Source organism: Aestuariivirga sp., assembly GCF_044238155.1.
In the GTDB taxonomy this organism is placed as follows: Bacteria; Pseudomonadota; Alphaproteobacteria; order Rhizobiales; family Aestuariivirgaceae; genus Aestuariivirga.
The window spans coordinates 13,409-34,071 of sequence record NZ_JBIIDX010000011.1; the positions used below are offsets into that span (position 1 = coordinate 13,409).

A 20,663-nucleotide genomic window follows, 5' to 3' on the forward strand; every position below is an offset into this window, starting at 1 on the left:
GCGCCACGCAACTGGATGCGTGCAGGCAGGCATGGCTGGCCTGCGCGTTCAGCCATCATGTCAGGGCGTTCCCCGGTCAGAAAGACTCTGTAAAGGTTACGAGAATTTCTTCCAAGTCCCTGAAAACCTAAGGATATGTTTACCTAAGCTATTGAGCGGGCCTTAAAGCCTCGTGGCTAGTTTGCCGCACTTGGGGCGCAGCGACCAAACTCCGGGGAGAGGATGGATGCGCTCAACAGCCAAGGTGGTCGTCATGCAAGGAAGTTCAGCAAGTGTGTCGCGCCCAAAGCCAGACGATGCTCGTCGCAATTCGGTCAAGCTTCGGTATCTGGATGCGCTCAACCTCATTGAACGTCTCCATCATCGACTGCTGGAAGTGATCAAGGATGACTTCGAACGCCATGGTGAACCTGAAGTGAATCCTGTCCAGGCTCTGTTGATCTACAATATTGCCGACGCCGAATTGACTGCCGGCGAGTTGAAGAGCCGGGGACACTACCATGGCTCGAATGTGTCCTATAATCTGAAGCGCCTGGTTGAGACTGGCTATGTCCATCATGAGCGCTCGGCTGCCGACCGACGTTCCGTGCGCATCCGTCTCACCGAGAAGGGTCAAGCGGTGCGCGCGCGCGTGGACGCGCTTTACAACCGACAGATGTTGGCCGTCGAGCAGGTCGTTGGTCTCGGCCCCGACGAACTCGACCACATCAACAAGGCCTTGAGCCGGCTTGAGCGATATTGGACAGACCAGATCCTCTACCGCCTCTAGGGGGTTGCTGACACTTAGAAAAACCGCCGGGAAATCTCAATCTTGCCGTATTTGGCAGGCTCTTGAGCCTGGCCTGGGGCCGGTTTTGACGAGTCGGGGCCCAACTGGTATTGGGACGGCTTATCGGCGGGGCAGTTGTTTTCCAAGCCGCGTCCGGCATGAGGGGTCTGGTATGAAAATTGTCGCGTTGCGCCTGTCAAAGCTTCTTGTCCGGTCAGTAGCGGTGGCTGTGGCGTGTTCGATGGTGGCCGCAGTGTTTGTGGCGACTGCAGCCCATGCGGACCAGGAGAACTCCGCTTTCGCGCGCCTGAAGCGTAGCAAGGAGTCGCTTCTTTCGCCGGGAGCCAGCACCTCCACCACGACCGGACATTCCAGTGGATCGGGCATTGCAGCGACCACCGAGACGAAAGTGCTCAATGACGGCAGTGTTGCTCCCTTCATCACGCCAGACAGCCCGCAGTCGATGCAGGCTATGGTCGACAAATATTCAAAGATCGTTTCGGATGGCGGCTGGCCGCAGGTGCCGCGTGGCAAGCTGAAGAAGGGGGCCGAGGGCAAGGTGGTCGCTGCACTGAACAAGCGCCTGTATGCAGAAGGATATCTGCGCGTGGAGGCTACGGAGGGCGAATACGCCCAGGTTTTCACCAGCGCGACAGAGGAGGCACTCAAGCGCTTCCAGTACAATCATGGCCTGGCCGTAACTGGCATGATTGATGGTGCAACTCTGGCGTCCCTCAACGTGTCTGCAGCAAGCCGGCTCGCCACTATCAAGGCCAACGTGCCACGCCTTGCAGAGTATTCAAAGGATCTCGGCGATCGTTACATCATTGTGAATATTCCCGCTCAGCAGATCGAGACCGTCAGTGCAGGCACTGTCTACTCGCTTCACAATGCGATCATGGGGCGTCCGTCGCGGCCCACACCCGTGGTAATGACGCCGTTGACCACGATCCGTTTCAACCCCTATTGGAACGCACCCGCCTCCATTGTCGAGAAGGACATCCTTCCTCGTATGCTGTCCAAGGGGTCGTCGAAGGTCATGGCAGACATGAACATGAAGGTGTTCGATGGTGTCGGTGGCCCCGAGGTGGATCCTGACAAGATCAACTGGCGCAAGGTGCGGGTTGATGACTATCACTTTCGTCAGGAACCAGGTGGCAGCAATGCCATGGCTACAGCCAAGATCGAATTCACCAGTCCATTCGGTATCTATCTCCACGATACCCCGGAGCCACATCTGTTTCAGACGGGCAATCGCTTTTATTCCTCAGGTTGCGTTCGCGTCGAGAACGTATCAGTGTTCATCGACTGGGTTCTGCAGGGCCAGGATGGAATTGACTCTGCGCGCATCGCCAATCTCGCAGAAACGAAAGAGCGGCTTGACGTTGAAATCTCCAACGCCCCCCAGCTGCGCGTCGCCTATCTTACAGCCTGGCCCGCCAAGGACGGCGTTGTTGCGTTTCGCCCCGATGTTTACGAACTGGATGGTGGCGGGTTCGTGATTGGTCAACCATTGCCCGTGGGCGAGACTTTGGACGGAAAGCGCTATGTGCTGAAGCCGATCCCGCGTCTTCAGGAAGATATCGACACTGACGACGGGTTGGGCTTCGCCTCGCTGTTTCGGAGCCCCACGAAGGGTGACGTTCTCATGCCAGGCCAGAACCGGGCCAATGGCGATAGCCTGGTCAATCTTTCGAGTATCGAGGCCAAGAAACAGGCCGAACTGAGAAAGAAAAAGAAGGAAGAGGCCGCCAGGAAGAAGGCTGAAGAGAAGGCCAAGCTGGAAGCCAAGCGGAAAGCTGACGCCAAGGCCAAGCTTGCGGCCAAGAAGAAGGCGGACGAAAAGGCCAAGCTCGCCGCTAAGAAAAAGGCCGACGAGAAAGCCAAGATTGCAGCCAAAAAGAAGGCCGCTGAGAAGAAAACCAAGGTTGCGAGCACGGATGCCAAGGCGGCCGCCGAAAAGACCAAGTCATCGGCTTCAAAGTCAACGGCTTCGGACGCGAAGAAGACCCCCACGAAGACTTCGACAGCCAAGAAATCCCCGGCTGATTGCAAGCCGGGAAGCGACGGCAAGCTGCCGCAGGGCTGCCCTGCGCCGGTCGCGGCCAAGAAGCCTGCAACCGCTTCTGCAGCGGAAGAGACGGCGACTGCAAATTGATCCTCCGGCAACCGCCAGGATGCTCTCGCCCGAGGTTGCCAAACATGCATATGGACCGCGGCTGAGCAATCTGCCAAATCCGGGCTATCGTATAAGCTCCAGCTGGAGGGAATTGGCGAATGGCAAAAAAATCTGCGAAGAAGTCGGCGAAGGCAGCCAAAGCGAAGGCGGTGTCTCGAAACAAGAAGTCAGCTGCCAAGCCGGCTCGTAAATCGCTTTTCCCGGGGTTTTTCAAGGATGCCCTTGCCAAGAGCGACCCCAAAGTTGCCAAGGCGATCGCGGCGGAGCTCGGGCGGCAGCAGCATGAGATTGAGCTGATTGCTTCAGAGAACATCGTCTCCCGGGCCGTGCTGGAGGCGCAAGGCTCTGTGATGACCAACAAATATGCAGAGGGCTACCCGGGCCGGCGCTATTATGGCGGATGCCAGTACGTGGATGTGTCCGAGCAACTGGCCATTGACCGCGCCAAGGCGCTTTTCAATTGTGCCTACGCGAATGTTCAGCCCCACTCGGGCGCAACTGCCAATCAGGCCGTGTTTTTTGCTCTGCTTCAGCCGGGGGACACCTACATGGGTCTTGACTTGGCATGCGGCGGACATCTGACGCATGGCTCACCTGTGAACCAGTCCGGTAAGTGGTTCAAGGTCGCTCCTTACAAGGTGCGCGAAGACAATCACCTGATCGACTACGACAAGCTTGCCGAGCAGGCGCTCGCGGTGAAGCCGAAATTGATCATTGCTGGCGGCTCAGCCTACCCACGCATCATCGATTTCAAGCGCTTCAGGCAGATCGCCGACTCGGTGGGCGCCTTGCTGATGGTCGACATGGCGCATTTTGCTGGCCTCGTAGCTGGCGGTGTTCATCCAAACCCGCTCGACTATGCAGACGTTGCAACCACTACCACCCACAAGACGCTGCGTGGCCCACGCGGCGGTCTTATCCTCAGTCGCAACGAGGATCTGGGGAAGAAATTCAATTCTGCCGTATTCCCGGGTCTTCAGGGCGGCCCGCTTGAGCATGTGATCGCTGCCAAGGCGGTAGCCTTCGGCGAGGCACTGAAACCGGCTTTCAAGAAATATGCCAAGGCCGTTGTCGACAACGCCAAGGTCCTTGCCAAGGCGATGATCGATGGCGGTTCTGATCTTGTGTCCGGGGGGACCGACACGCATTTGACACTGGTTGACCTACGCAAAAAGGGTGTGACGGGCAAGTCGGCGGAAGCCTCGCTTGGTCGTGCCTTCATCACGTGCAACAAGAACGGTATCCCGTTCGACCCAGCACCTTTTACGATCACTTCCGGCATTCGTCTTGGTACGCCGGCAGGCACCACGCGGGGCTTTGGAGCTGCGGAATTCAAGCAGGTTGGCGTCCTGATCAATGAGGTTTTGGATGGCCTTGCCAAGAATGGCGAAGAGCGTAACGGCAAGGTCGAGAAGGCGGTGGCTTCCAAGGTCAAGTCACTCACTGCACAGTTCCCGATCTACTGAACTTTGTATCCTCCCGTTCAATGGCCGGGCTTGCCCGGCCATTTCTGCCATCGGTCGGGTCCGGAGTGACAGGGACATCTTTTGGCAGGCTGGGGCTCCTGGGAGCACCCCCCTTGACCTCATTCAGCTTCTTCCTCAAGAGATGGTAATCAGAAATTTCTGAGGCCCAAGCCCTTGCGCTGCCCGTTCTGTTCAAACGAAGAAACCCAGGTAAAGGACAGTCGTCCGACCGAGGATGGCACGGCAATACGCCGTCGTCGTTACTGTCCGGATTGTTCGGGGCGATTCACGACCTTCGAGCGTGTGCAGCTGCGCGAACTCATGGTGGTGAAGAAGACGGGCCGCCGTGTTCCATTCGACCGTGACAAGCTGATGCGCTCGATTCAGGTTGCTCTCAGGAAGCGCCCTGTCGATCCCGAAAGGGTTGAGCGCATGGTGTCGGGGATCGTGCGCCGCCTTGAAAGCCTCGGGGAAAGCGAGATCAAGTCTGAAACTGTGGGCAAGCTCGTCATGGAAGCGCTCAAGATGCTTGATGATGTTGCTTATGTGCGCTTTGCCTCCGTCTACAAGAATTTTCGTGAAGCCAAGGACTTCGAGGAGCTGCTTGGCGAACTCAGCGGTGAGGATGACAACGGCGAGACCGGTGACAGCTGACGACGAACGCTGGATGGACTACGCGCTGCGTCTGGGGCGTCGCGCGCTAGGAACGACGGCCGAGAACCCGAATGTTGGTTGCGTCATTGTCAGCGACGGGCGGCTGGTCGGGCTGGGCTGGACACAGACTGGTGGACGCCCGCATGCCGAGACCGAGGCCCTGCGCATGGCTGGCGAGAAGGCCCGTGGCGCAACAGCCTACGTGACCCTCGAGCCCTGTGCTCATCATGGCAGGACTGGCCCCTGTGCGGACGCGCTTGCAGAGGCCGGTGTCTCGCGCGTTGTGACGGCGGTGACCGACCCCGACCCGCGGGTCGCGGGCAGTGGACATGCCATCCTTTCTGCGGCGGGAATCGCTTGCGACACCGGCCTGATGGCTGCAGAAGCCCGCAGGGACCTGGCGGGCTTTCTCATCCGCATGACCCGAGGTCGGCCGCAGGTGATCCTGAAACTGGCAGTGTCGGAGGATGGAAAGATCGCGGCCGGCCATGGCGAGCGAACCGCCATTTCCGGTACAGAGGCCAACGCCCGGGTTCATCTTCTCCGGGCACAGTGCAACGGCATTGTCGTAGGCATGGGCACGGTTCTGGCGGATGACCCGGAGCTTACCTGTCGCCTGCCGGGGCTGGAGCACCGCTCGCCCACGCCGTTCGTCTTGGGCGTGCCTGGCAGGCTTCCGATGCAGTCCCGGCTTGCACAGCGCGGTGCAGAGGTCATGGGAGGCGCTCCGGAGGATGTGCTGGCGGACCTCGGCCGGCGCGGTCTCAACGTGGTGCTTGTGGAGGGCGGGGCCCGGGTTGCGCGCCAGTTCCTCGAGTCTGGCCAGGTCGATGTGTTTGTTCTCATCCGCGCGCCGGTCCGCCTTGGAGAACAGGGAGTTGACGCATTGGCCGGCCTGCCCGTCGAACGGGCATTGCTGCCATTCATGCTGACGGCGCAGGAAACCCTTGGGCATGACCTTCTGAGCGTCTATGAAGCCCGCTGACAGAGGACAAACATGTTCACCGGCATCATCACCGATATTGGCACCGTGCGGGGCGTTTCAAGAGCGGGCGACACCCGCTTTGAAATTCTCACGACCTATGACCTTGTGACGGTGGAGATTGGTGCATCGATTGCCTGCAATGGTTGCTGTCTCACCGTCATCGAAAAGGGAAGAGACTGGTTTGCCGTCCAGGCATCGGCTGAAACCCTGTCCAAGACCACGCTGGGGACCTGGAGGGACGGCACGCGCATCAATCTCGAGAGGGCACTCAGGATTGGCGACGAGCTCGGTGGTCACATCGTGTCAGGCCATGTTGACGGCTTGGGCGAGATCGTCGGCATCACGCCAGAAGGCGAGTCGCAGCGTTTTCGCATCCGCCCTCCCAAAGCCCTTTCGCGGTTCATCGCCCCGAAGGGCTCGGTGGCCGTTGACGGCACATCCCTTACGGTCAACGAGGTGGATGCAGAGGTATTTGGCGTCAATATCATTCCGCATACGCTGGCCGTCACCACATGGGGCAAAATGAGGGTGGGTCAGCCCGTCAACATTGAAATCGACATGCTGGCGCGCTATGTCGCCCGCCTTACAGAGTGCACACAATCATGAGAATTGAAAAGTCATCGATATCGGCAGAGCTAACCCGCGCGCATATTCTGGTGCTGGAGGCGCGCTTTTATGGCGAGCTTTGTGATGAGCTTTGTCGTGGTGCGCTTGCAGCGATCGAACGGGCTGGGGCTACCTGTGAACGCTTGGCGGTTCCAGGCGCCCTCGAGATCCCGGGTGCCATAGCCATGGCGCAGGAGACTGGCCATTATCACGGCTTCGTGGCTCTGGGCTGTGTTCTGCGGGGGGAGACCTCCCACTATGACATCGTTGCGAACGAGAGTGCGCGGGCCCTTATGGACCTCACCCTTGAGGGACTGTGCATCGGCAATGGTATTCTGACCTGTGAAAACGAGGCCCAGGCCTGGGAACGGGCCAAGGTTGACGTCATGGATAAGGGTGGAGGTGCCGCAGAAGCCTGCCTTGCCATGATCCGTTTTTCGCGGCTGATGAGCCGCCGGGCAGCGGGCCTTGATCTGAAAGTCTCCTTGTGAGCGCCGCCGCGCCCCAGAAACTCTCACCGGCTCGCCGCACTGCCGCCCGGCTCGGGGCGGTGCAGGCACTCTACCAGATGGATATTTCGGGTTCTGACGTGGGGGAGACGCTTGCCCAGTTTTCCGCCCGCGTCACGGGAGAGGATTTCGAGAACGGCCAGTGTGGCGAAGCCGACTACCGGCATCTCCGCCAGGTTGTGGACGGTGTCGTCCGCGAACAAAAGGTCATTGACCCTGCCGTCGACAAGATCCTCGAGGAACGCTGGCACCTGCATCGGCTGGACTCGACCGTTCGGGCCATCCTGCGGGCTGGCGCTTATGAGTTGATGTTCATGGACGATGTACCTGCCCGTGTGACCATCAGCGAATATGTCGATGTGGCGGATGCCTTCTTCGGGCCAGAAGAGCCTCGTTTCATCAATGGTGTTATGAACAGTCTGGCACGGCAGATCAGGCCCCGGGAGTTTATCGCTTGACGGGCGCGGCCTCACCCGTCGATGACCGGCGCGCCCGCCGAAATGCAATAATTCTTGCCCTTGCCCAGGCGCTCTATGGTGCAACCTTCACAGCCCTCGTGGTGTCGGCAGGGCTGGTCGGGGTCCAGCTTGCGCCAAGCCCGTCCTGGGCTACCCTGCCGATGTCCATGGCGATCGTTGGAACGGCTCTTACCACCTTTCCGATCTCCGTTATGATGCGCCATACCGGCCGGCGCGCAGGTTTCATCATGGCTGCTCTTGCAGGAGCACTGGGCTCGGCGATCGGCATGGTTGCGATCTTCCTGCGCAGCTTCGAGCTGTTTCTCGCTGGCTGTTTCATCATCGGGGTCTATCAGGCCTCCGCCTCCTACTATCGTTTTGCCGCCGCTGACACCGCAAGCCAGTCCTTCCGGCCGAAAGCGATCTCCTGGGTAATGACGGGTGGCGTTGCTGCCGCCTTGATCGGCACCGTCCTGGTGATGGCCAGCGTTGATCTCCTTGCACCGGTGACCTTTGCTGGAACATGGCTTGTGATGGCCCTGCTGGCGTTTGCAGGTTCCATAGTCCTTCTTGCGCTCGACATTCCCGCGATGCAGACGAGTGCCGCGCCATCAGGGCGCCCGTTGCGGGTGATTGCCCTGCAGCCACGTTACATCGTCGCGGCGTTATCTGCGGTGCTCGCCTATGGCATCATGGTTCTGGTGATGACCGCCACCCCCGTGGCCATGCTGGGCTGTGGTTTTTCGGTTCAAGACTCAAGTTGGGTGATCCAGTGGCATGCGCTGGCGATGTTCGTGCCGAGCTTCTTTACCGGCAATCTGATTGCCCGCTTCGGCGCAGGCAAGGTCTCTGCTGCTGGCATGGCGCTGCTGGTTGCAGCGGCGATCTCGGGGTTGATGGGCGTTCATTTCGAAAATTTCGCCGTCGGATTGATCCTGCTGGGGCTTGGCTGGAATCTCGGCTTTCTGGGCGGCACGACAATGCTGACCGAAACCTATGAGCCCGAGGAAAAAAACAAGGCTGAAGGGCTTAACGACCTGGTGATCTTCTTCACAACCGCAGTGACATCGCTCAGCGCCGGCAAGCTTCTCGACTGGTTCGGTTGGTCGGGCGTCAATTACGCGGTATTCCCCATGGTGATCCTGGCTGTGGCCATGATTGCGTGGCTGGCGCTGACGCAGCGCGCGTCCCGGCCACAGCCCGGCCAGGTCAGCAGCTGATCAAATCCCATCATTTTTCTTGGTTATTGCACTCATGGCGCTGATTTGGCATATCCCTTCCACCTTCCGGGGCGGGGGTGGGGGAGCTGAGTCTCCCGTCAGAGGCTCTGGGAAAAAATTTAACTAACACAAGGGTTTATCATGACCACTGCACTCTGGCTGATCGTCCTCGCGGGGGCGCTCTCCATCGTGTACGGCATCGTAACGACGCGCAGCCTCATGGCTGCGGACGCCGGTTCGGCCCGTATGCAGGAAATCTCGGCTGCCGTGCGCGAAGGCGCGAAGGCCTATCTCAATCGTCAATATACCACCATCGGCATTGTCGGCGTGGTCATCTTCATCCTCGCCTGGATCTTGCTTGGAGTCTGGTCGGCCATCGGTTTTGCCATCGGCGCGATTCTCTCTGGCGCTGCAGGTTTCATTGGCATGAACGTGTCGGTCCGGGCCAATGTGCGCGTGGCGCAGGCCGCCACCAAGTCGCTGGCCGGCGGTCTTGATCTCGCCTTCAAGGCGGGAGCCGTTACAGGCCTTCTTGTTGCAGGTCTGGGCCTTCTCGGCGTCACATTGTATTTTGGGTTCCTGAAAGACTCGCTGGGCTTTGACCCCACCAGCCGCACGGTCATCGACGCGCTGGTGGCGTTGTCGTTCGGCGCCTCGCTGATCTCGATCTTCGCTCGTCTGGGCGGCGGCATCTTCACCAAGGGTGCGGACGTTGGCGGCGACATGGTGGGTAAGGTGGAAGCCGGCATCCCCGAGGATGACCCGCGCAACCCAGCCACGATCGCCGACAATGTGGGCGACAATGTCGGCGATTGTGCCGGCATGGCGGCTGACCTGTTCGAAACCTACGTGGTGACGACGGTGGCCACCATGGTTCTGGCGGCCATCGCGCTTCCCGCGGAGTTCAAGCTCGCGGGCATGGTGCTGCCCTTGGCAATCGGGGGTGCCTGCGTGGTGACCTCGATCATCGGCACCTATTTCGTGAAACTGGGCGCCAGCAACAACATCATGGGCGCGCTCTACAAGGGCGTGTTTGCAACCGGTGTGCTCTCGCTGATCGCGCTTTACCCGGTGATCAACCTGGTGTTCGGCGGCATGTCCGTGCCGATCACCACGTCTGACGCCTCCTTCACGCCGATGACGCTGTTTGGTTGTGGCATCGTCGGCCTGATCATCACCGCGGCCATCATCTGGATCACCGAGTATTACACCGGCACCGGCAAGCGCCCGGTGAACTCGATCGCCGAAGCCTCGATCACCGGCCACGGCACCAACGTGATCCAGGGTCTCGCCGTGTCGATGGAAGCGACTGCCCTTCCGGCGATCGTGATCATCGCAGGCATCATCGTGACCTACACCATGGCGGGCTTGTTCGGCACGGCGGTGGCGGTCACCACCATGCTGGCGCTGGCTGGCATGATCGTGGCACTCGACGCCTTCGGCCCGGTTACCGACAATGCGGGTGGCATCGCAGAAATGGCTGGCCTGCCGAAGGAAGTGCGTCACAACACGGATGCGCTCGATGCGGTGGGCAACACCACCAAGGCGGTCACCAAGGGCTATGCCATCGGCTCGGCCGGGCTTGGCGCGCTGGTGCTGTTCGCGGCCTACACGCAGGACCTCAAGACCTATTTCAGCTCCGTGCCGGTGAGCTTTGATCTCTCCAGCCCGTGGGTTGTGGTGGGCCTGTTGTTCGGCGGACTGCTGCCCTATCTGTTCGGCGGCATGTCGATGACTGCGGTAGGCCGTGCGGCCCAGTCCGTGGTTGTCGAAGTGCGCCGTCAGTTCAAGGAAAAGCCCGGTATCATGGAGGGCAAGGACAAGCCTGACTACGGCCGCGCCGTCGACATGCTGACCAAGGCTGCGATCAAGGAAATGATCGTGCCGTCGCTGCTGCCCGTGCTTTCGCCGATCGTTGTCTACGTCGTAATCAATCTGATTGCCGGACAGGCTGCGGCCTTCTCAGCGGTTGGCGCCATGCTGATGGGTGTGATTGTGACGGGTCTCTTCGTGGCAATCTCGATGACGGCGGGCGGTGGCGCCTGGGACAATGCCAAGAAGAGCTTCGAGGACGGCTTCGTCGACTCGAAGGGCGTAAAGCACTTCAAGGGCTCCGATGCGCACAAGGCCTCGGTGACTGGCGATACGGTAGGCGATCCCTACAAGGACACGGCAGGCCCCGCCGTGAACCCGATGATCAAGATCACCAACATCGTGGCTCTGCTGCTTCTGGCGGTTCTCGCCGGGCACTGATCGCCGTTCGCAATCAAACACGTGGCCCCGCCCGGAGTAATCCCGGCGGGGTTTTTCTTTAGGGGGTCTGCTGGCTTACCGGGACATCGAGCGACAGAATGTAGGCCAGCACGTCCTGGACCTCGGCCGAGGTCATAGTCCACGTCATGTCAGGCATCGCCGCATGGGGCGAGGGCGCGATGATGCGCGACCAGATGTCTGGCTCGGTGCGATAGATGGCAATCGCCTGGAAGGATGGGGGCATCTTCTTGAAAGCGCCGCCCTTGGCGATCTCATGGCAGCGGGAGCACTTGTCCTGGGCGATAGCGAGCCCTTTGATGGGGTCGCCTTCGCTGGCGGCGGCGGAAGACAGTGGAAGGAGAGCGGCGAACGAAACTGCGGTAAGGAACCTGATCATGCTGCACCTCTATCTTAGGTGGCATATTATCGCTCAATCGCCGGGCCGTGGCCAGCCCTCTCAGAAATCCTTCACACCGGATGCCACCACTTGCCGCCGATCACCACGCCGCGCGATGCGATACGATGGTGGCCTTCAAGATGTTCGCCGACGACGTCCATGTAATCGAAGTTGCCATCCTCGATGGCCAGTACCGTGGCATCGCCGACACTGCCCGGCCTGAGGCTGCCGAGCTCCGGACGTTTCAGCGCGAAGGCTGCATTGACGGTGGAGGCCCGGATCACCGATGGCAAGTCCATGCCAAGGCAGAGGAATTTCGACATGGTGGTGACCTGATCGAAGGCAGGGCCGTTTATGCACAGGGCATGCACATCTGAGGAGATGGTATCCGGCTGGAAGCCATTCGCCAGCATGGCGCGCGCAGTCCTGAAGGAGAAAGATCCCATGCCGTGCCCAATGTCGAACAGGACGCCGCGCCTGCGCGCTGCCAGCACGGCTGGCCTGACCGTGCCCTGAATGGTCGCCGGGGAATTGGGAAACGGCCTGAAGGCATGGGTCAGCACGTCACCAGTGCGCAGCCGATCCACCACGTCCTCGTAGGAAGGCGGAGGCTCATCAATGTGCGCCATGAGTGGCAGGCCAGTTTCTTCGGCTACCTGCAAGGCCACGGTGAGAGGCGCAATACCCTGGTCACCCGATGCATGGCGGCCAACCCTCACCTTGATTCCGACGATAACGTCGCGGTTCCGTTCTGCGGTCTGGACAGCTCCTTCCGGATCCATCAGCCGAATGTCTTCGCTCTCGCCCACCATCACGGTCTTTGAAAACCCGTAGATGCCGGCGTGGCTGACGTGCAAATAGGCGAGAATACGCACCTCTGAGGGCTCAATAACATGCTTGCGGAAACCCGCGAAATTGCCAGGACCGGCGGAGCCTGTGTCGACGGCCGTGGTGACGCCAGATCCACGGCAGAAATCTTCTGCGTCAATTCCAAGTGACGTTCCGCCCCAATATACATGGGTGTGAAGGTCGATAAGGCCCGGAGCGACGACAAGGCCAGACACGTCACGAAGCTGCGCGCCCACTGCATCAAGGCGCGGGGCAATACCAGCCACCTTGCCCGCTACGAACCCTACGTCGCAGACGGCATCAAGGCCTTGTGACGGATCGACGACCCGGCCACCCCTGAGAATCAGATCCATCCAACGATCATGCGCGAACTAGATCTTGCCGCCAAGCATGGGTCCGGCGCGTGTTCCTTTGGAGGTTCGCAGCAGCATGGCCAGAAAGGAGTTGTCTTCGCCGTAGACGGGGGTTTGGTTGGTGTTCAGGTCAACCACCCGCCCATCCTGCAGCCCGTACTGCGCGAAACTCTTTACGAGTCCGCCCTCATCAAAGCGTATCGCAATCACTTGTCGCTCGGTCTCCTCGGTGATGAAACTCTTGCTGACCGTGGTGGAGGTTACGTAATAGAAACTGTCGCCCTTGTACTGGATCGATGCGGTCGTGGAGGGTGTGCCGAGAATGCCCTCGACCTCCATCTTCGTCATGCCGTTGCTGATCTGGTTGAAGGCGCCTGGCTTGGGTATATAGCCGCGGTGCTCGACCTCGGGCGAACAACCTGCGACCAGCAGCAGCAGCGCCGCGGCTGCAAACCTTGATGAGATAAACGCCGTGTTGCAGACTTCCACAGACCTGAGATCCTGATTCCCACCTGCGCCGTATCGTGATTGACGCCGAAGCACTCCGCCCCCCGATAGTTGTAATCCAATGATCCTTAAGAGATTTTTTCAGCGCAGCCAATCTCCTGCCCGAAGCTGTTACGAGGCAATTGTGGCCGCCGCGCGGCACCCCCGGCTGTATGCCGACTGGGGGGTCCCGGACACTCTTGACGGCCGGTTTGACATGATCACACTGCACACTTACCTGGTATTGGAACGGCTCAAGGGCGAGGAACCGGAGTTCCGCCAGGCTGTAGTTGACGAGTTTTTCCGCGACATGGATCGCTCGCTCCGGGAAATGGGCGTGGGCGATCTTTCGGTTGGCAAGAAAGTGCGCAAAATGGCCGAGTCCTTTTATGGCCGCATTGCCGCCTATGATGCAGCGTTGGCTGCCCCAGGCGACGGCCTGGCAGCCGCGCTTGCCCGCAATGTGTTCCCCGACGAAGAAGGGGGTCCCGATATTGCGGGCGTTCGCCGTCTGGCCGAATTTGTCCTGACCCAGCGTGCCCGTCTGGCCGCTCAGCCTGTGCGTGCCATTGCCGGTGGGGACGTCCGGTTCGAGGAGCCGGGGCCATGAAGCAACCCCGAAATCAGCCGGAATTCTCTCGCCCGCTGCAGGTTGATCGCGTGCCGAAAGCCGGATCGGTGGAGCGGATCGCCGCCGATCCGCCCGAGTGCAGGGCGCTGGCCGCACGCATGAACCTGCCGGCCATCCACGGTCTGTCGGCGGAGATCCGCGCAACACCCTGGCGGGGCGGCGGCATCCAGCTTGAGGGCCACATCACCGCGGATCTGGAGCAGGTTTCGGTGATCAGCCTTGAGCGATTCCGTGAGACAGTCTCACTTCCCGTGTCGCGCTACTTCCTGCCGTCTGGCGCAGCTGCTGAACATCAGGCCGAGGATGATGCCGATCTGATCGAGGGTGGCTGGATTGACCTCGGTGAGGTGGTCGCCGAGACCCTGGCCCTTGATCTTGAGCCCTATCCGCGCAAGCCTGGCGAGGCCTTTGCCGAGCACGTCGAGGACAGCCCCGGCACCGTTTCCGAAGAATCACCCTTCGCAGTGCTGGCCCGCCGCAAGCCCCAATAGCGCGGTGCTTTTTGAAATGACTTTATCGACGCAATCACCTATGGCATCTGGTCACGCCCTGTCGGCTGGTGAATAAGCCGGTGGGGTGGGTCGGGCGATCATCGGCAGAACTTTGAAAAACAATGAACATTTGACCATCGCGCTGGATGCGATGGGCGGCGATGCCGGGCCGGACGTCGTCATTCCCGGGGCGGCATTGGCGGCGGTGCGTCACCCCCAGATCCGTTTCTTGCTGGTGGGTGATCGTAGCCGGATCGCGCCTCTGCTCGAACGCCATCCGAAGCTCAAGGCCCGTGCCGAGATCCGCCATACCGAGGTGGCCGTGAGCATGGATGCCAAGCCGAGCCAGGCGCTGCGCCAGGGCCGGGGTGAGAGCAGCATGTGGCTCGCAATTGACGCGGTGCGTGGCGGTCAGGCCGATGCCGTGGTCTCCGCCGGCAACACCGGGGCGCTGATGGCGATGGCACGGTTCATCCTGAAGACGCTGCCGGGAATTTCCCGGCCAGCCATCGCAGCAATGTGGCCAACCCTGCGCAGCGAGAGCGTTGTGCTGGATGTTGGCGCCACGATCGGGGCGGATGCTGCCCAACTGGTGGAGTTTGCCGTGATGGGCGAGGCAATGGCGCGGTGTTTGCTCGGCCTCGAAAAGCCGACGGTCGGCCTGCTGAACGTCGGCGTCGAGGAAATCAAGGGCGTAGAACAGGTGAAGGAAGCTGGCCGCATCCTGCGCGAGTCGAGACTTCCCATGGAGTATGCGGGCTTCGTCGAGGGAGATGATATCGGAAAGGGCACCGTGGATGTTGTCGTGACCGAGGGGTTCACCGGCAACATCGCCTTGAAGGCCGCCGAGGGGACTGCAAAACAGTTGGCCACCTATCTCAAGCTCTGTCTGTCCCGAACTTTGCTGAGCCGACTGGGTGCGTTGCTTGCTGCTGGTGCGTTTCTTGCTCTCAAGGACCGTATGGATCCACGCAAGCACAATGGTGGCGTTTTCCTTGGCCTTAATGGTATCGTCGTGAAAAGCCATGGGGGTACCGATGCGCTCGGTTTTGCAACCGCCATAGATGTCGCCGTTGAGATCGTCAGGACCGGACTTGTGGAGAAAATCAAGGCTGACGTGGAAATCATGACCGGTCTGCTCCGGCAATCGGACGCCGATTCATGACCGCGTCCGCAACCGTCTTGCGTTCGGTCATCGCCGGTTGTGGTTCGGCCCTGCCACGGCGGGTGCTGACCAATGCCGAACTGAGCAAGACGGTTGACACCAGCGATGAATGGATCGTGGAACGCTCCGGCATTCGGGCACGCCATATTGCCGGTGAGGGTGAAACGACAAGGTCTCTCGGCGCCGAGGCGGCCCGACGTGCGCTTGTCCACGCTGGGATCAATGCCGATCAGGTCGATCTCATCGTGGTTGCCACATCGACACCGGATCGGACATTCCCTGCGACGGCAGCGCTCATTCAGGCTGACCTAGGCGTTGTCAAGGGGGCCGCCTTTGACGTACAGGCGGTCTGCTCCGGCTTCGTATATGCCCTCGGCGTGGTTGATGCGCTGATCAAGACGGGTCAGGCACGCTGTGCGCTGGTCATCGGAGCGGAAACCTTTTCCCGCATTCTCGACTGGACGGACCGCACCACCTGCGTGCTGTTCGGCGATGGCGCGGGAGCCGTGGTGCTCGTCGCCGAACGGCATGCTGACACGCCCGCAAGCCCAGGCCTGCTGGTGACCCGTCTGCACGCGGACGGTCGCTATCACGACAAGCTTTTTGTTGATGGCGGACCTTCAACCACAGGAAGTGTGGGCCATCTGCGGATGGAGGGCCGTGAGGTGTTCAAGCATGCGGTTGTGAACATCGCGTCCGTTATGGAGGAGGCGATGACAGCGGCCGGGGTTTCGGTGGCCGAGGTTGACTGGTTTGTGCCGCATCAGGCCAATCGGCGGATACTGGAAGGCACTGCGCGCAAACTGGGTATTCGCGAGGACCGCATCGTGATGACGTTGGATCGCCATGGCAACACCTCGGCGGCCTCGATCCCGCTTGCATTCGACCTGGCGGTCAAGGACGGCCGGATTGGCAAGGGGGATCTGGTCCTGTTTGAGGCGATGGGAGGCGGTTTCACCTGGGGTGCGGTGCTGGCGCGGTACTGAGCCTGAACCTGTAACCCTTTGAGTCCCCATTATTTCCTGTTGACCATCGGCAGTCTCCCCCTTAGTTTCTGCTCAACTCCAGGGGGTTCAGAATGGCAGGCAAGACCCTAACCCGCGCTGATCTCAGTGAAGCCGTGCATCGCCAGATTGGCTTGTCGCGTAGCGAGTCGGCGGATCTGGTGAAAAGCATGCTCGACTTGATGTCCGAACACCTCGTGCAAGGTGAGACGGTGAAATTGTCGTCGTTTGGCACCTTCATGGTGCGTTCGAAGAAGGGTCGCGTCGGTCGTAACCCGAAGACGGGTGAAGAGGTGCCGATCACGCCGCGTCGGGTTCTCGTTTTCCGCCCAAGTCAAGTGATGAAGAACGTGATCAACGGGCTTGAGCGCGGCTCAGAGGAAGACTGAGCCCAGTCGGAGCCGTAGCGCGTGGCCGCATCCGTAGGAGTGGTGCAGCATGGTGGATAAATCCCCTGATGCCTTTCGGACCATCAGCGAGGCAGCCGAGGAATTAGGCGTTCCACAGCATGTTCTGCGATTTTGGGAGACCCGGTTTACCCAGATCAAGCCCATGAAGCGGGCTGGAGGAAGGCGCTATTATCGGCCAGCCGATGTCGAGCTGCTCAAGGGCATAAGCGGACTTCTGTACAAGGAAGGTTACACTATTCGTGGTGTACAGAAGATCCTCAAGGAAGACGGCGCGTCCTATGTGGCCGGTGTCGGCCGGGGCGACATCCCACCGCGCAAGCGGGATGACGAGATGGCAACGGCACCTCCGCCGGGAACCGCCAGGGCGGCTCCACGCCTGCGAGGTTCGGCAGCACGCCAGCCCTCCAGCCTGCAGCCCCGACTGCCCCTTGGTGATGGTGTGGCGGACGGGGGCCAGCTTTCTCGTGATCATGCCGAGAAGCTGCGGACGGCACTGCGCGAACTGGGAGAAGCGCGCAAGCTTCTGGATCCGGCTGTCCGTCGCTAGCTTGATCCCGGATTATCTCTTTCGTTCAAACTGGAAGGGTGCTAGAGCCTCTTGCTGTGTCGGAGCGTAGCGCAGCCCGGTAGCGCACTATTCTGGGGGGATAGGGGTCGCTGGTTCGAATCCAGTCGCTCCGACCATTTAAAACGAGGACTTGGGAGAATTCCCCGGTCCTTTTTTAATGTCTGGCGCCGGTTTGGAATATCAGTTCCGCCTCTTGGCGGCTCCATTCAGGTCCGACTCGACCGAGAACTGACGGCCGTATTCATCTTCGGTTGTTTCTGCGCTTGTCACGGCAATCCGGTTCATGTCCCAGAAAGATAGGTCGTTCCAAAGCATCCATGTGATGGCTTTGTGCTTGAGAACATGGGGCGCAGATCTGGTTCCAATCCAGCCTCTTTGACGGTTGAACTCCAAGTCTTGTGGATGTCTCCTGCGGACTTTAGCCTCTGGGCTATGGCGCTTGCATCAACGATCACTGCTGAAAGACCGTGCTCTTGGTCCAGATCAACTGTGCGAAATTGAACAGCATCTGCAGTGATTGCGCTGCGCTGACATATACAGGCTGTATTATTGGTTGGATTTCCAATGAAGATCATGTCGTGGTAGGGAAAAGATTACCGGAAAGAGAGTTTCGCCTTAGGAGTTCCGCCCAACGAGTGGCGACAGGGTGCAAAACTCCAAGCCAAGCAATCTCAGCCACGGTCGTTTATAAGTAGACAGTGCGAAGCGTGAACTCTCGCGTGGTGCCTTTCACAGAAGCGTCCTTTCTTAAGTTGCCAATTCAAGAATCTTGTACTCGATCCGCATCCGCACTGTGTAGATGGTCGGCCCCCAACGAGTGGTCTGGGTTGAATGCCAGTTCATTGATGACCTTGGAACCCGATCATGACCAATCTTGCCATTCCTCAGATGCCCGATCGCGGCTCGAAATTTGGAAACCCGAAAACACGGGTTTGCTGCGGCACATTACCCTCTGGAATCACATCCAGGATCAATAACTTTGCCCGCACTGTGCTGAGGGAATGTCATGGGCAATCGCATCAAGTATTCCGCAGGGCAGAATAGCTGAGAGGGCGTGTCACTTGAGGTAGTAAAATCAATCCACAAGACGGCTTCAGTGGATCTGCATTTGGCGTTGATTTTGTAAATATACGACTATGCTGGCGTCTTGCAGCATGCCAAGTTTAGCAGCAAGTAAAAAATCCGGGAGAAACTCAATGTCCAGACTCAAGACCCTGCTGATAGGAGCGGCGTTAATTTTCAGTGTTAGCCAATCACTTGCTGCTGGGGACTTCGGCACAGCAGATGAAGCCAAGGCGATGCTGTCCAAGGCTGTTGACAACATTACAGCAGACGAGACCGGCTCCCTCGCTGCAATGCAGAAAGGTGCTCTGGGTTCTCGTGACCGTGATCTCTATGTATTCTGTGCACAAGCCGACACGGGCATTCTGACAGTTCATCCGAAGCTGACAGGCCAGAAGATTCAGGACATCGTGGACAAGAATGGGAAGAGGTTTGGTGAGGAAATGATGCAAGTCGCGAAGCAAGACCAAATCGTGGAAGTTTCCTATTTTTGGCCAAAGCCCGGTGATGACTCAACCCCGGTGGAGAAAATCAGCTTCGTGACGAAAGTTGCCAATCAGATCTGCGGCGTTGGATACTACAAATAGCGAACTGAGTGACTAGAACACTGAACGTTTTCGAGAATCTCAAGCGTCGGGACGTCAAGCTCCACCTACTTGATCTTGGTGACGACATTTCTGGCAATGGCCTGTCGAAGCTTTTACTGGCCAATGCCGCAGCGTTTTCAGAGGCGGCGCGGGGCGGGATTGTGGAACGCATCACTTAAGTGAAGGTTGAACAGAACGCCCAGCAGGGGTTTCTGGGCGGGTCTCGGCCTTTCGCAGTCAATATGGCAGAAGGGGATTTAGTGCCGAATGCAACAGAGCAGAAGGCTATCCAGAAATTGCGCCGACTGAAATCGCAAGCAAGGAGCTTGCGGGACATCGCGGCAGTGATACGGGCTGACGGATATGATGTTTCTCATGTCGTAGTCGCAAGGGTTCTCCGTGCCCCCGAATCCTGAGCTATCTGCCAAGGGCCGGCATTGCATCTGGCTCAAAGTTGCGCAAAACTTTGATCCAACAGGCTGTCAATACGATGGATGTTCGTATCAATTCTGCTGTTGTTGGCGTCATGATTAGCCGATCAATTCCAGAGCTTGGAGGAAATTTGACATGAATTATTGGGCCAGATTAGCTCTTGTTGCCGGCGCGATGATGGGTGGCTTGGCGGTATCAGTGGCGTATTCTGACGATCAACCCAGCTATGTAAATGAAGTCAGCAAAGTCCCTGAACGGGAACCAGTCAAATATGGACTCGCCTTCGTGGCGCGGTTTTACAATCGTGTTGTTCTGGACGAGGGCTTGCAGGGACCATCGGAGGATGATGCGATTGTTGGTAGCGGTTCATTGTGGGATAAGAAGAGTGTAAAGATTGGCCGATTTGACGCCAACACAAGGGTGTCGGAGGAATCAGAAGACGGCGATAGGCGTCTGCTTTGGGTTACCTATTCGTTCGGCGACGGTCAGGATTCGATCGTCATACTGGGTACGGGAATATATGGGTCTAAACTCGGCCTATTGAACCAACAAGTGACAAACAGATTTTCTATTGTGGGTGGAACTGGGAAATTTCTCGCAGCGGGCGGCCAATGCGAAATTAGACGGCTTGAAGGCATGGATTACGACGTGACATGCATCGTTTTCGTGCCTGATTATTGACAGCGTTCCAGAGCGGTAGTTCCGTACATTGATATGTCAGGCTGAGTGAAGTTGCTGTGTGACGGCGGTACGACACAGTGGATTTGATTCCAACGTCGCACACAGATTGGCTCCCCACTCAACGGGCGATTAAGGTTACAGGCTCCGCCCTCAAGATAATTGACGGGCGAAGTCGTTTAATTGCTCAGGTTTGTTGCTGGAAGGAGCGGGCGCTGAATTCCGAGTTCCCGGCCGGGGAAGGAACTGTAACGATGGCGCGGGCTATAAGGAGATTATCCAGGAAGGCATGACAGGAAGTTTGGCTGAAAATCCTGGCTGTTCTAGATTGAAGACGTCACAGTTAAAGACATTAAGATGGTTACTCTACTTATAAACCGCATGGAAACTTTGCGGTAATCTTGCTTGGACCTCCGGATCGGCTGAGAAATATAGCAACTATATAAAACAT

22 protein-coding genes and 1 tRNA gene are annotated in these 20,663 nt (G+C 58.9%); 20 read left to right on the plus strand and 3 right to left on the minus strand.

What is annotated here, in order from left to right; all coding sequences use genetic code 11:
• Positions 1–253 precede the first annotated feature (253 nt).
• From ldtR to ACILRN_RS02295, 10 genes are all read left to right on the plus strand, one after another.
• Complete coding sequence (ldtR, locus tag ACILRN_RS02250) at positions 254–769, plus strand: transcriptional regulator LdtR (RefSeq protein WP_395685175.1); 516 nt, start codon at positions 254–256, stop codon at positions 767–769.
• 172 nt (positions 770–941) lie between these two features.
• On the plus strand, positions 942–2,927 hold the full coding sequence (locus ACILRN_RS02255) for a L,D-transpeptidase family protein (RefSeq protein ID WP_395685138.1): 1,986 nt from the start codon (positions 942–944) through the stop codon (positions 2,925–2,927).
• A gap of 119 nt (positions 2,928–3,046) precedes the next feature.
• Positions 3,047–4,414 carry a serine hydroxymethyltransferase gene (gene glyA / locus ACILRN_RS02260; protein ID WP_395685139.1) on the plus strand — a complete coding sequence of 456 codons (1,368 nt, stop codon included), beginning with the start codon at positions 3,047–3,049 and terminating at the stop codon, positions 4,412–4,414.
• A 174-nt stretch (positions 4,415–4,588) separates the two neighbouring features.
• Positions 4,589–5,068, plus strand: coding sequence for a transcriptional regulator NrdR (nrdR, locus tag ACILRN_RS02265; protein WP_395685141.1), 480 nt, complete (start codon positions 4,589–4,591; stop codon positions 5,066–5,068).
• Positions 5,040–6,053, plus strand: a complete 1,014-nt coding sequence (ribD, locus tag ACILRN_RS02270) for a bifunctional diaminohydroxyphosphoribosylaminopyrimidine deaminase/5-amino-6-(5-phosphoribosylamino)uracil reductase RibD (protein WP_395685143.1) — start codon at positions 5,040–5,042, stop codon at positions 6,051–6,053. Before nrdR ends, ribD begins: the two co-directional genes overlap by 29 nt.
• 12 nt (positions 6,054–6,065) lie before the next feature.
• Entirely contained in the window at positions 6,066–6,659 is a 594-nt protein-coding gene (locus ACILRN_RS02275) for a riboflavin synthase (protein ID WP_395685145.1), read from the plus strand.
• Complete coding sequence (ribH, locus tag ACILRN_RS02280) at positions 6,656–7,150, plus strand: 6,7-dimethyl-8-ribityllumazine synthase (protein ID WP_395685147.1); 495 nt, start codon at positions 6,656–6,658, stop codon at positions 7,148–7,150. The genes ACILRN_RS02275 and ribH overlap by 4 nt, the downstream gene beginning before the upstream one ends.
• Positions 7,147–7,626, plus strand: coding sequence for a transcription antitermination factor NusB (gene nusB / locus ACILRN_RS02285; RefSeq protein WP_395685149.1), 480 nt, complete (start codon positions 7,147–7,149; stop codon positions 7,624–7,626). Before ribH ends, nusB begins: the two co-directional genes overlap by 4 nt.
• The gene (locus tag ACILRN_RS02290) at positions 7,623–8,846 is read left to right on the plus strand and encodes an MFS transporter (RefSeq protein ID WP_395685151.1); all 1,224 of its coding nucleotides are present in this window, start codon (positions 7,623–7,625) and stop codon (positions 8,844–8,846) included. Before nusB ends, ACILRN_RS02290 begins: the two co-directional genes overlap by 4 nt.
• Before the next feature lie 141 nt (positions 8,847–8,987).
• Positions 8,988–11,099, plus strand: a complete 2,112-nt coding sequence (locus tag ACILRN_RS02295; RefSeq protein ID WP_395685153.1) for a sodium-translocating pyrophosphatase — start codon at positions 8,988–8,990, stop codon at positions 11,097–11,099.
• Between the two features lie 58 nt (positions 11,100–11,157).
• Here ACILRN_RS02295 and ACILRN_RS02300 read toward each other — a convergent pair whose 3' ends face one another.
• The 3 genes from ACILRN_RS02300 to ACILRN_RS02310 all read right to left on the minus strand — a co-directional run bounded on the left by ACILRN_RS02300 (position 11,158) and on the right by ACILRN_RS02310 (position 13,187).
• Positions 11,158–11,496, minus strand: a complete 339-nt coding sequence (locus tag ACILRN_RS02300) for a c-type cytochrome (RefSeq protein ID WP_395685155.1) — start codon at positions 11,494–11,496, stop codon at positions 11,158–11,160.
• Positions 11,497–11,567: 71 nt separating this feature from the next.
• Positions 11,568–12,698, minus strand: coding sequence for an amidohydrolase/deacetylase family metallohydrolase (locus ACILRN_RS02305; RefSeq protein ID WP_395685156.1), 1,131 nt, complete (start codon positions 12,696–12,698; stop codon positions 11,568–11,570).
• An 18-nt stretch (positions 12,699–12,716) separates the two neighbouring features.
• Positions 12,717–13,187, minus strand: a complete 471-nt coding sequence (locus ACILRN_RS02310) for an outer membrane protein assembly factor BamE (protein WP_395685158.1) — start codon at positions 13,185–13,187, stop codon at positions 12,717–12,719.
• A 79-nt stretch (positions 13,188–13,266) separates the two neighbouring features.
• Between ACILRN_RS02310 and ACILRN_RS02315 the strand changes: the two genes are divergently transcribed.
• The 10 genes from ACILRN_RS02315 (at position 13,267) to ACILRN_RS02360 (ending at position 20,215) form a co-directional block, all read left to right on the plus strand.
• Positions 13,267–13,794 carry a ubiquinol-cytochrome C chaperone family protein gene (locus ACILRN_RS02315; protein WP_395685160.1) on the plus strand — a complete coding sequence of 176 codons (528 nt, stop codon included), beginning with the start codon at positions 13,267–13,269 and terminating at the stop codon, positions 13,792–13,794.
• Positions 13,791–14,306: a YceD family protein gene (locus tag ACILRN_RS02320; RefSeq protein WP_395685161.1), complete on the plus strand. Its 516-nt coding sequence runs from the start codon at positions 13,791–13,793 to the stop codon at positions 14,304–14,306. The genes ACILRN_RS02315 and ACILRN_RS02320 overlap by 4 nt, the downstream gene beginning before the upstream one ends.
• Positions 14,307–14,436: 130 nt before the next feature.
• Positions 14,437–15,471, plus strand: a complete 1,035-nt coding sequence (plsX, locus tag ACILRN_RS02325) for a phosphate acyltransferase PlsX (protein ID WP_395685163.1) — start codon at positions 14,437–14,439, stop codon at positions 15,469–15,471.
• Positions 15,468–16,457, plus strand: a complete 990-nt coding sequence (locus tag ACILRN_RS02330) for a beta-ketoacyl-ACP synthase III (RefSeq protein ID WP_395685165.1) — start codon at positions 15,468–15,470, stop codon at positions 16,455–16,457. The genes plsX and ACILRN_RS02330 overlap by 4 nt, the downstream gene beginning before the upstream one ends.
• Positions 16,458–16,549: 92 nt before the next feature.
• Positions 16,550–16,864, plus strand: coding sequence for an integration host factor subunit alpha (locus tag ACILRN_RS02335; RefSeq protein ID WP_395685166.1), 315 nt, complete (start codon positions 16,550–16,552; stop codon positions 16,862–16,864).
• A 49-nt stretch (positions 16,865–16,913) separates the two neighbouring features.
• A complete protein-coding gene (locus tag ACILRN_RS02340; protein ID WP_395685168.1) occupies positions 16,914–17,432 on the plus strand; it encodes a MerR family transcriptional regulator in 519 nt (172 codons plus the stop codon).
• Positions 17,433–17,492: 60 nt separating this feature from the next.
• Positions 17,493–17,569: transfer RNA gene (locus ACILRN_RS02345), tRNA-Pro, on the plus strand.
• Between the two features lie 1,080 nt (positions 17,570–18,649).
• The gene (locus tag ACILRN_RS02350) at positions 18,650–19,102 is read left to right on the plus strand and encodes a cache domain-containing protein (protein ID WP_395685170.1); all 453 of its coding nucleotides are present in this window, start codon (positions 18,650–18,652) and stop codon (positions 19,100–19,102) included.
• An 8-nt stretch (positions 19,103–19,110) separates the two neighbouring features.
• The gene (locus ACILRN_RS02355) at positions 19,111–19,281 is read left to right on the plus strand and encodes a hypothetical protein (RefSeq protein ID WP_395685172.1); all 171 of its coding nucleotides are present in this window, start codon (positions 19,111–19,113) and stop codon (positions 19,279–19,281) included.
• Between the two features lie 388 nt (positions 19,282–19,669).
• Positions 19,670–20,215, plus strand: coding sequence for a hypothetical protein (locus tag ACILRN_RS02360; protein ID WP_395685173.1), 546 nt, complete (start codon positions 19,670–19,672; stop codon positions 20,213–20,215).
• Positions 20,216–20,663 lie beyond the last annotated feature (448 nt).

Coding starts and splice junctions, on each gene's coding strand:
- ACILRN_RS02350 (WP_395685170.1), top strand. CDS start 18,650: ATGTCCAGACTCAAGACCCTGCTGATAGGAGCGGCGTTAATTTTCAGT.
- ACILRN_RS02300 (WP_395685155.1), bottom strand. CDS start 11,496: ATGATCAGGTTCCTTACCGCAGTTTCGTTCGCCGCTCTCCTTCCACTG.
- ACILRN_RS02360 (WP_395685173.1), top strand. CDS start 19,670: ATGAATTATTGGGCCAGATTAGCTCTTGTTGCCGGCGCGATGATGGGT.
- ldtR (WP_395685175.1), top strand. CDS start 254: ATGCAAGGAAGTTCAGCAAGTGTGTCGCGCCCAAAGCCAGACGATGCT.
- ACILRN_RS02305 (WP_395685156.1), bottom strand. CDS start 12,698: ATGGATCTGATTCTCAGGGGTGGCCGGGTCGTCGATCCGTCACAAGGC.
- ACILRN_RS02330 (WP_395685165.1), top strand. CDS start 15,468: ATGACCGCGTCCGCAACCGTCTTGCGTTCGGTCATCGCCGGTTGTGGT.
- ACILRN_RS02255 (WP_395685138.1), top strand. CDS start 942: ATGAAAATTGTCGCGTTGCGCCTGTCAAAGCTTCTTGTCCGGTCAGTA.
- ACILRN_RS02335 (WP_395685166.1), top strand. CDS start 16,550: ATGGCAGGCAAGACCCTAACCCGCGCTGATCTCAGTGAAGCCGTGCAT.
- ACILRN_RS02320 (WP_395685161.1), top strand. CDS start 13,791: ATGAAGCAACCCCGAAATCAGCCGGAATTCTCTCGCCCGCTGCAGGTT.
- ribD (WP_395685143.1), top strand. CDS start 5,040: ATGACAACGGCGAGACCGGTGACAGCTGACGACGAACGCTGGATGGAC.
- ACILRN_RS02275 (WP_395685145.1), top strand. CDS start 6,066: ATGTTCACCGGCATCATCACCGATATTGGCACCGTGCGGGGCGTTTCA.
- glyA (WP_395685139.1), top strand. CDS start 3,047: ATGGCAAAAAAATCTGCGAAGAAGTCGGCGAAGGCAGCCAAAGCGAAG.
- ribH (WP_395685147.1), top strand. CDS start 6,656: ATGAGAATTGAAAAGTCATCGATATCGGCAGAGCTAACCCGCGCGCAT.
- ACILRN_RS02315 (WP_395685160.1), top strand. CDS start 13,267: ATGATCCTTAAGAGATTTTTTCAGCGCAGCCAATCTCCTGCCCGAAGC.
- ACILRN_RS02340 (WP_395685168.1), top strand. CDS start 16,914: ATGGTGGATAAATCCCCTGATGCCTTTCGGACCATCAGCGAGGCAGCC.
- ACILRN_RS02295 (WP_395685153.1), top strand. CDS start 8,988: ATGACCACTGCACTCTGGCTGATCGTCCTCGCGGGGGCGCTCTCCATC.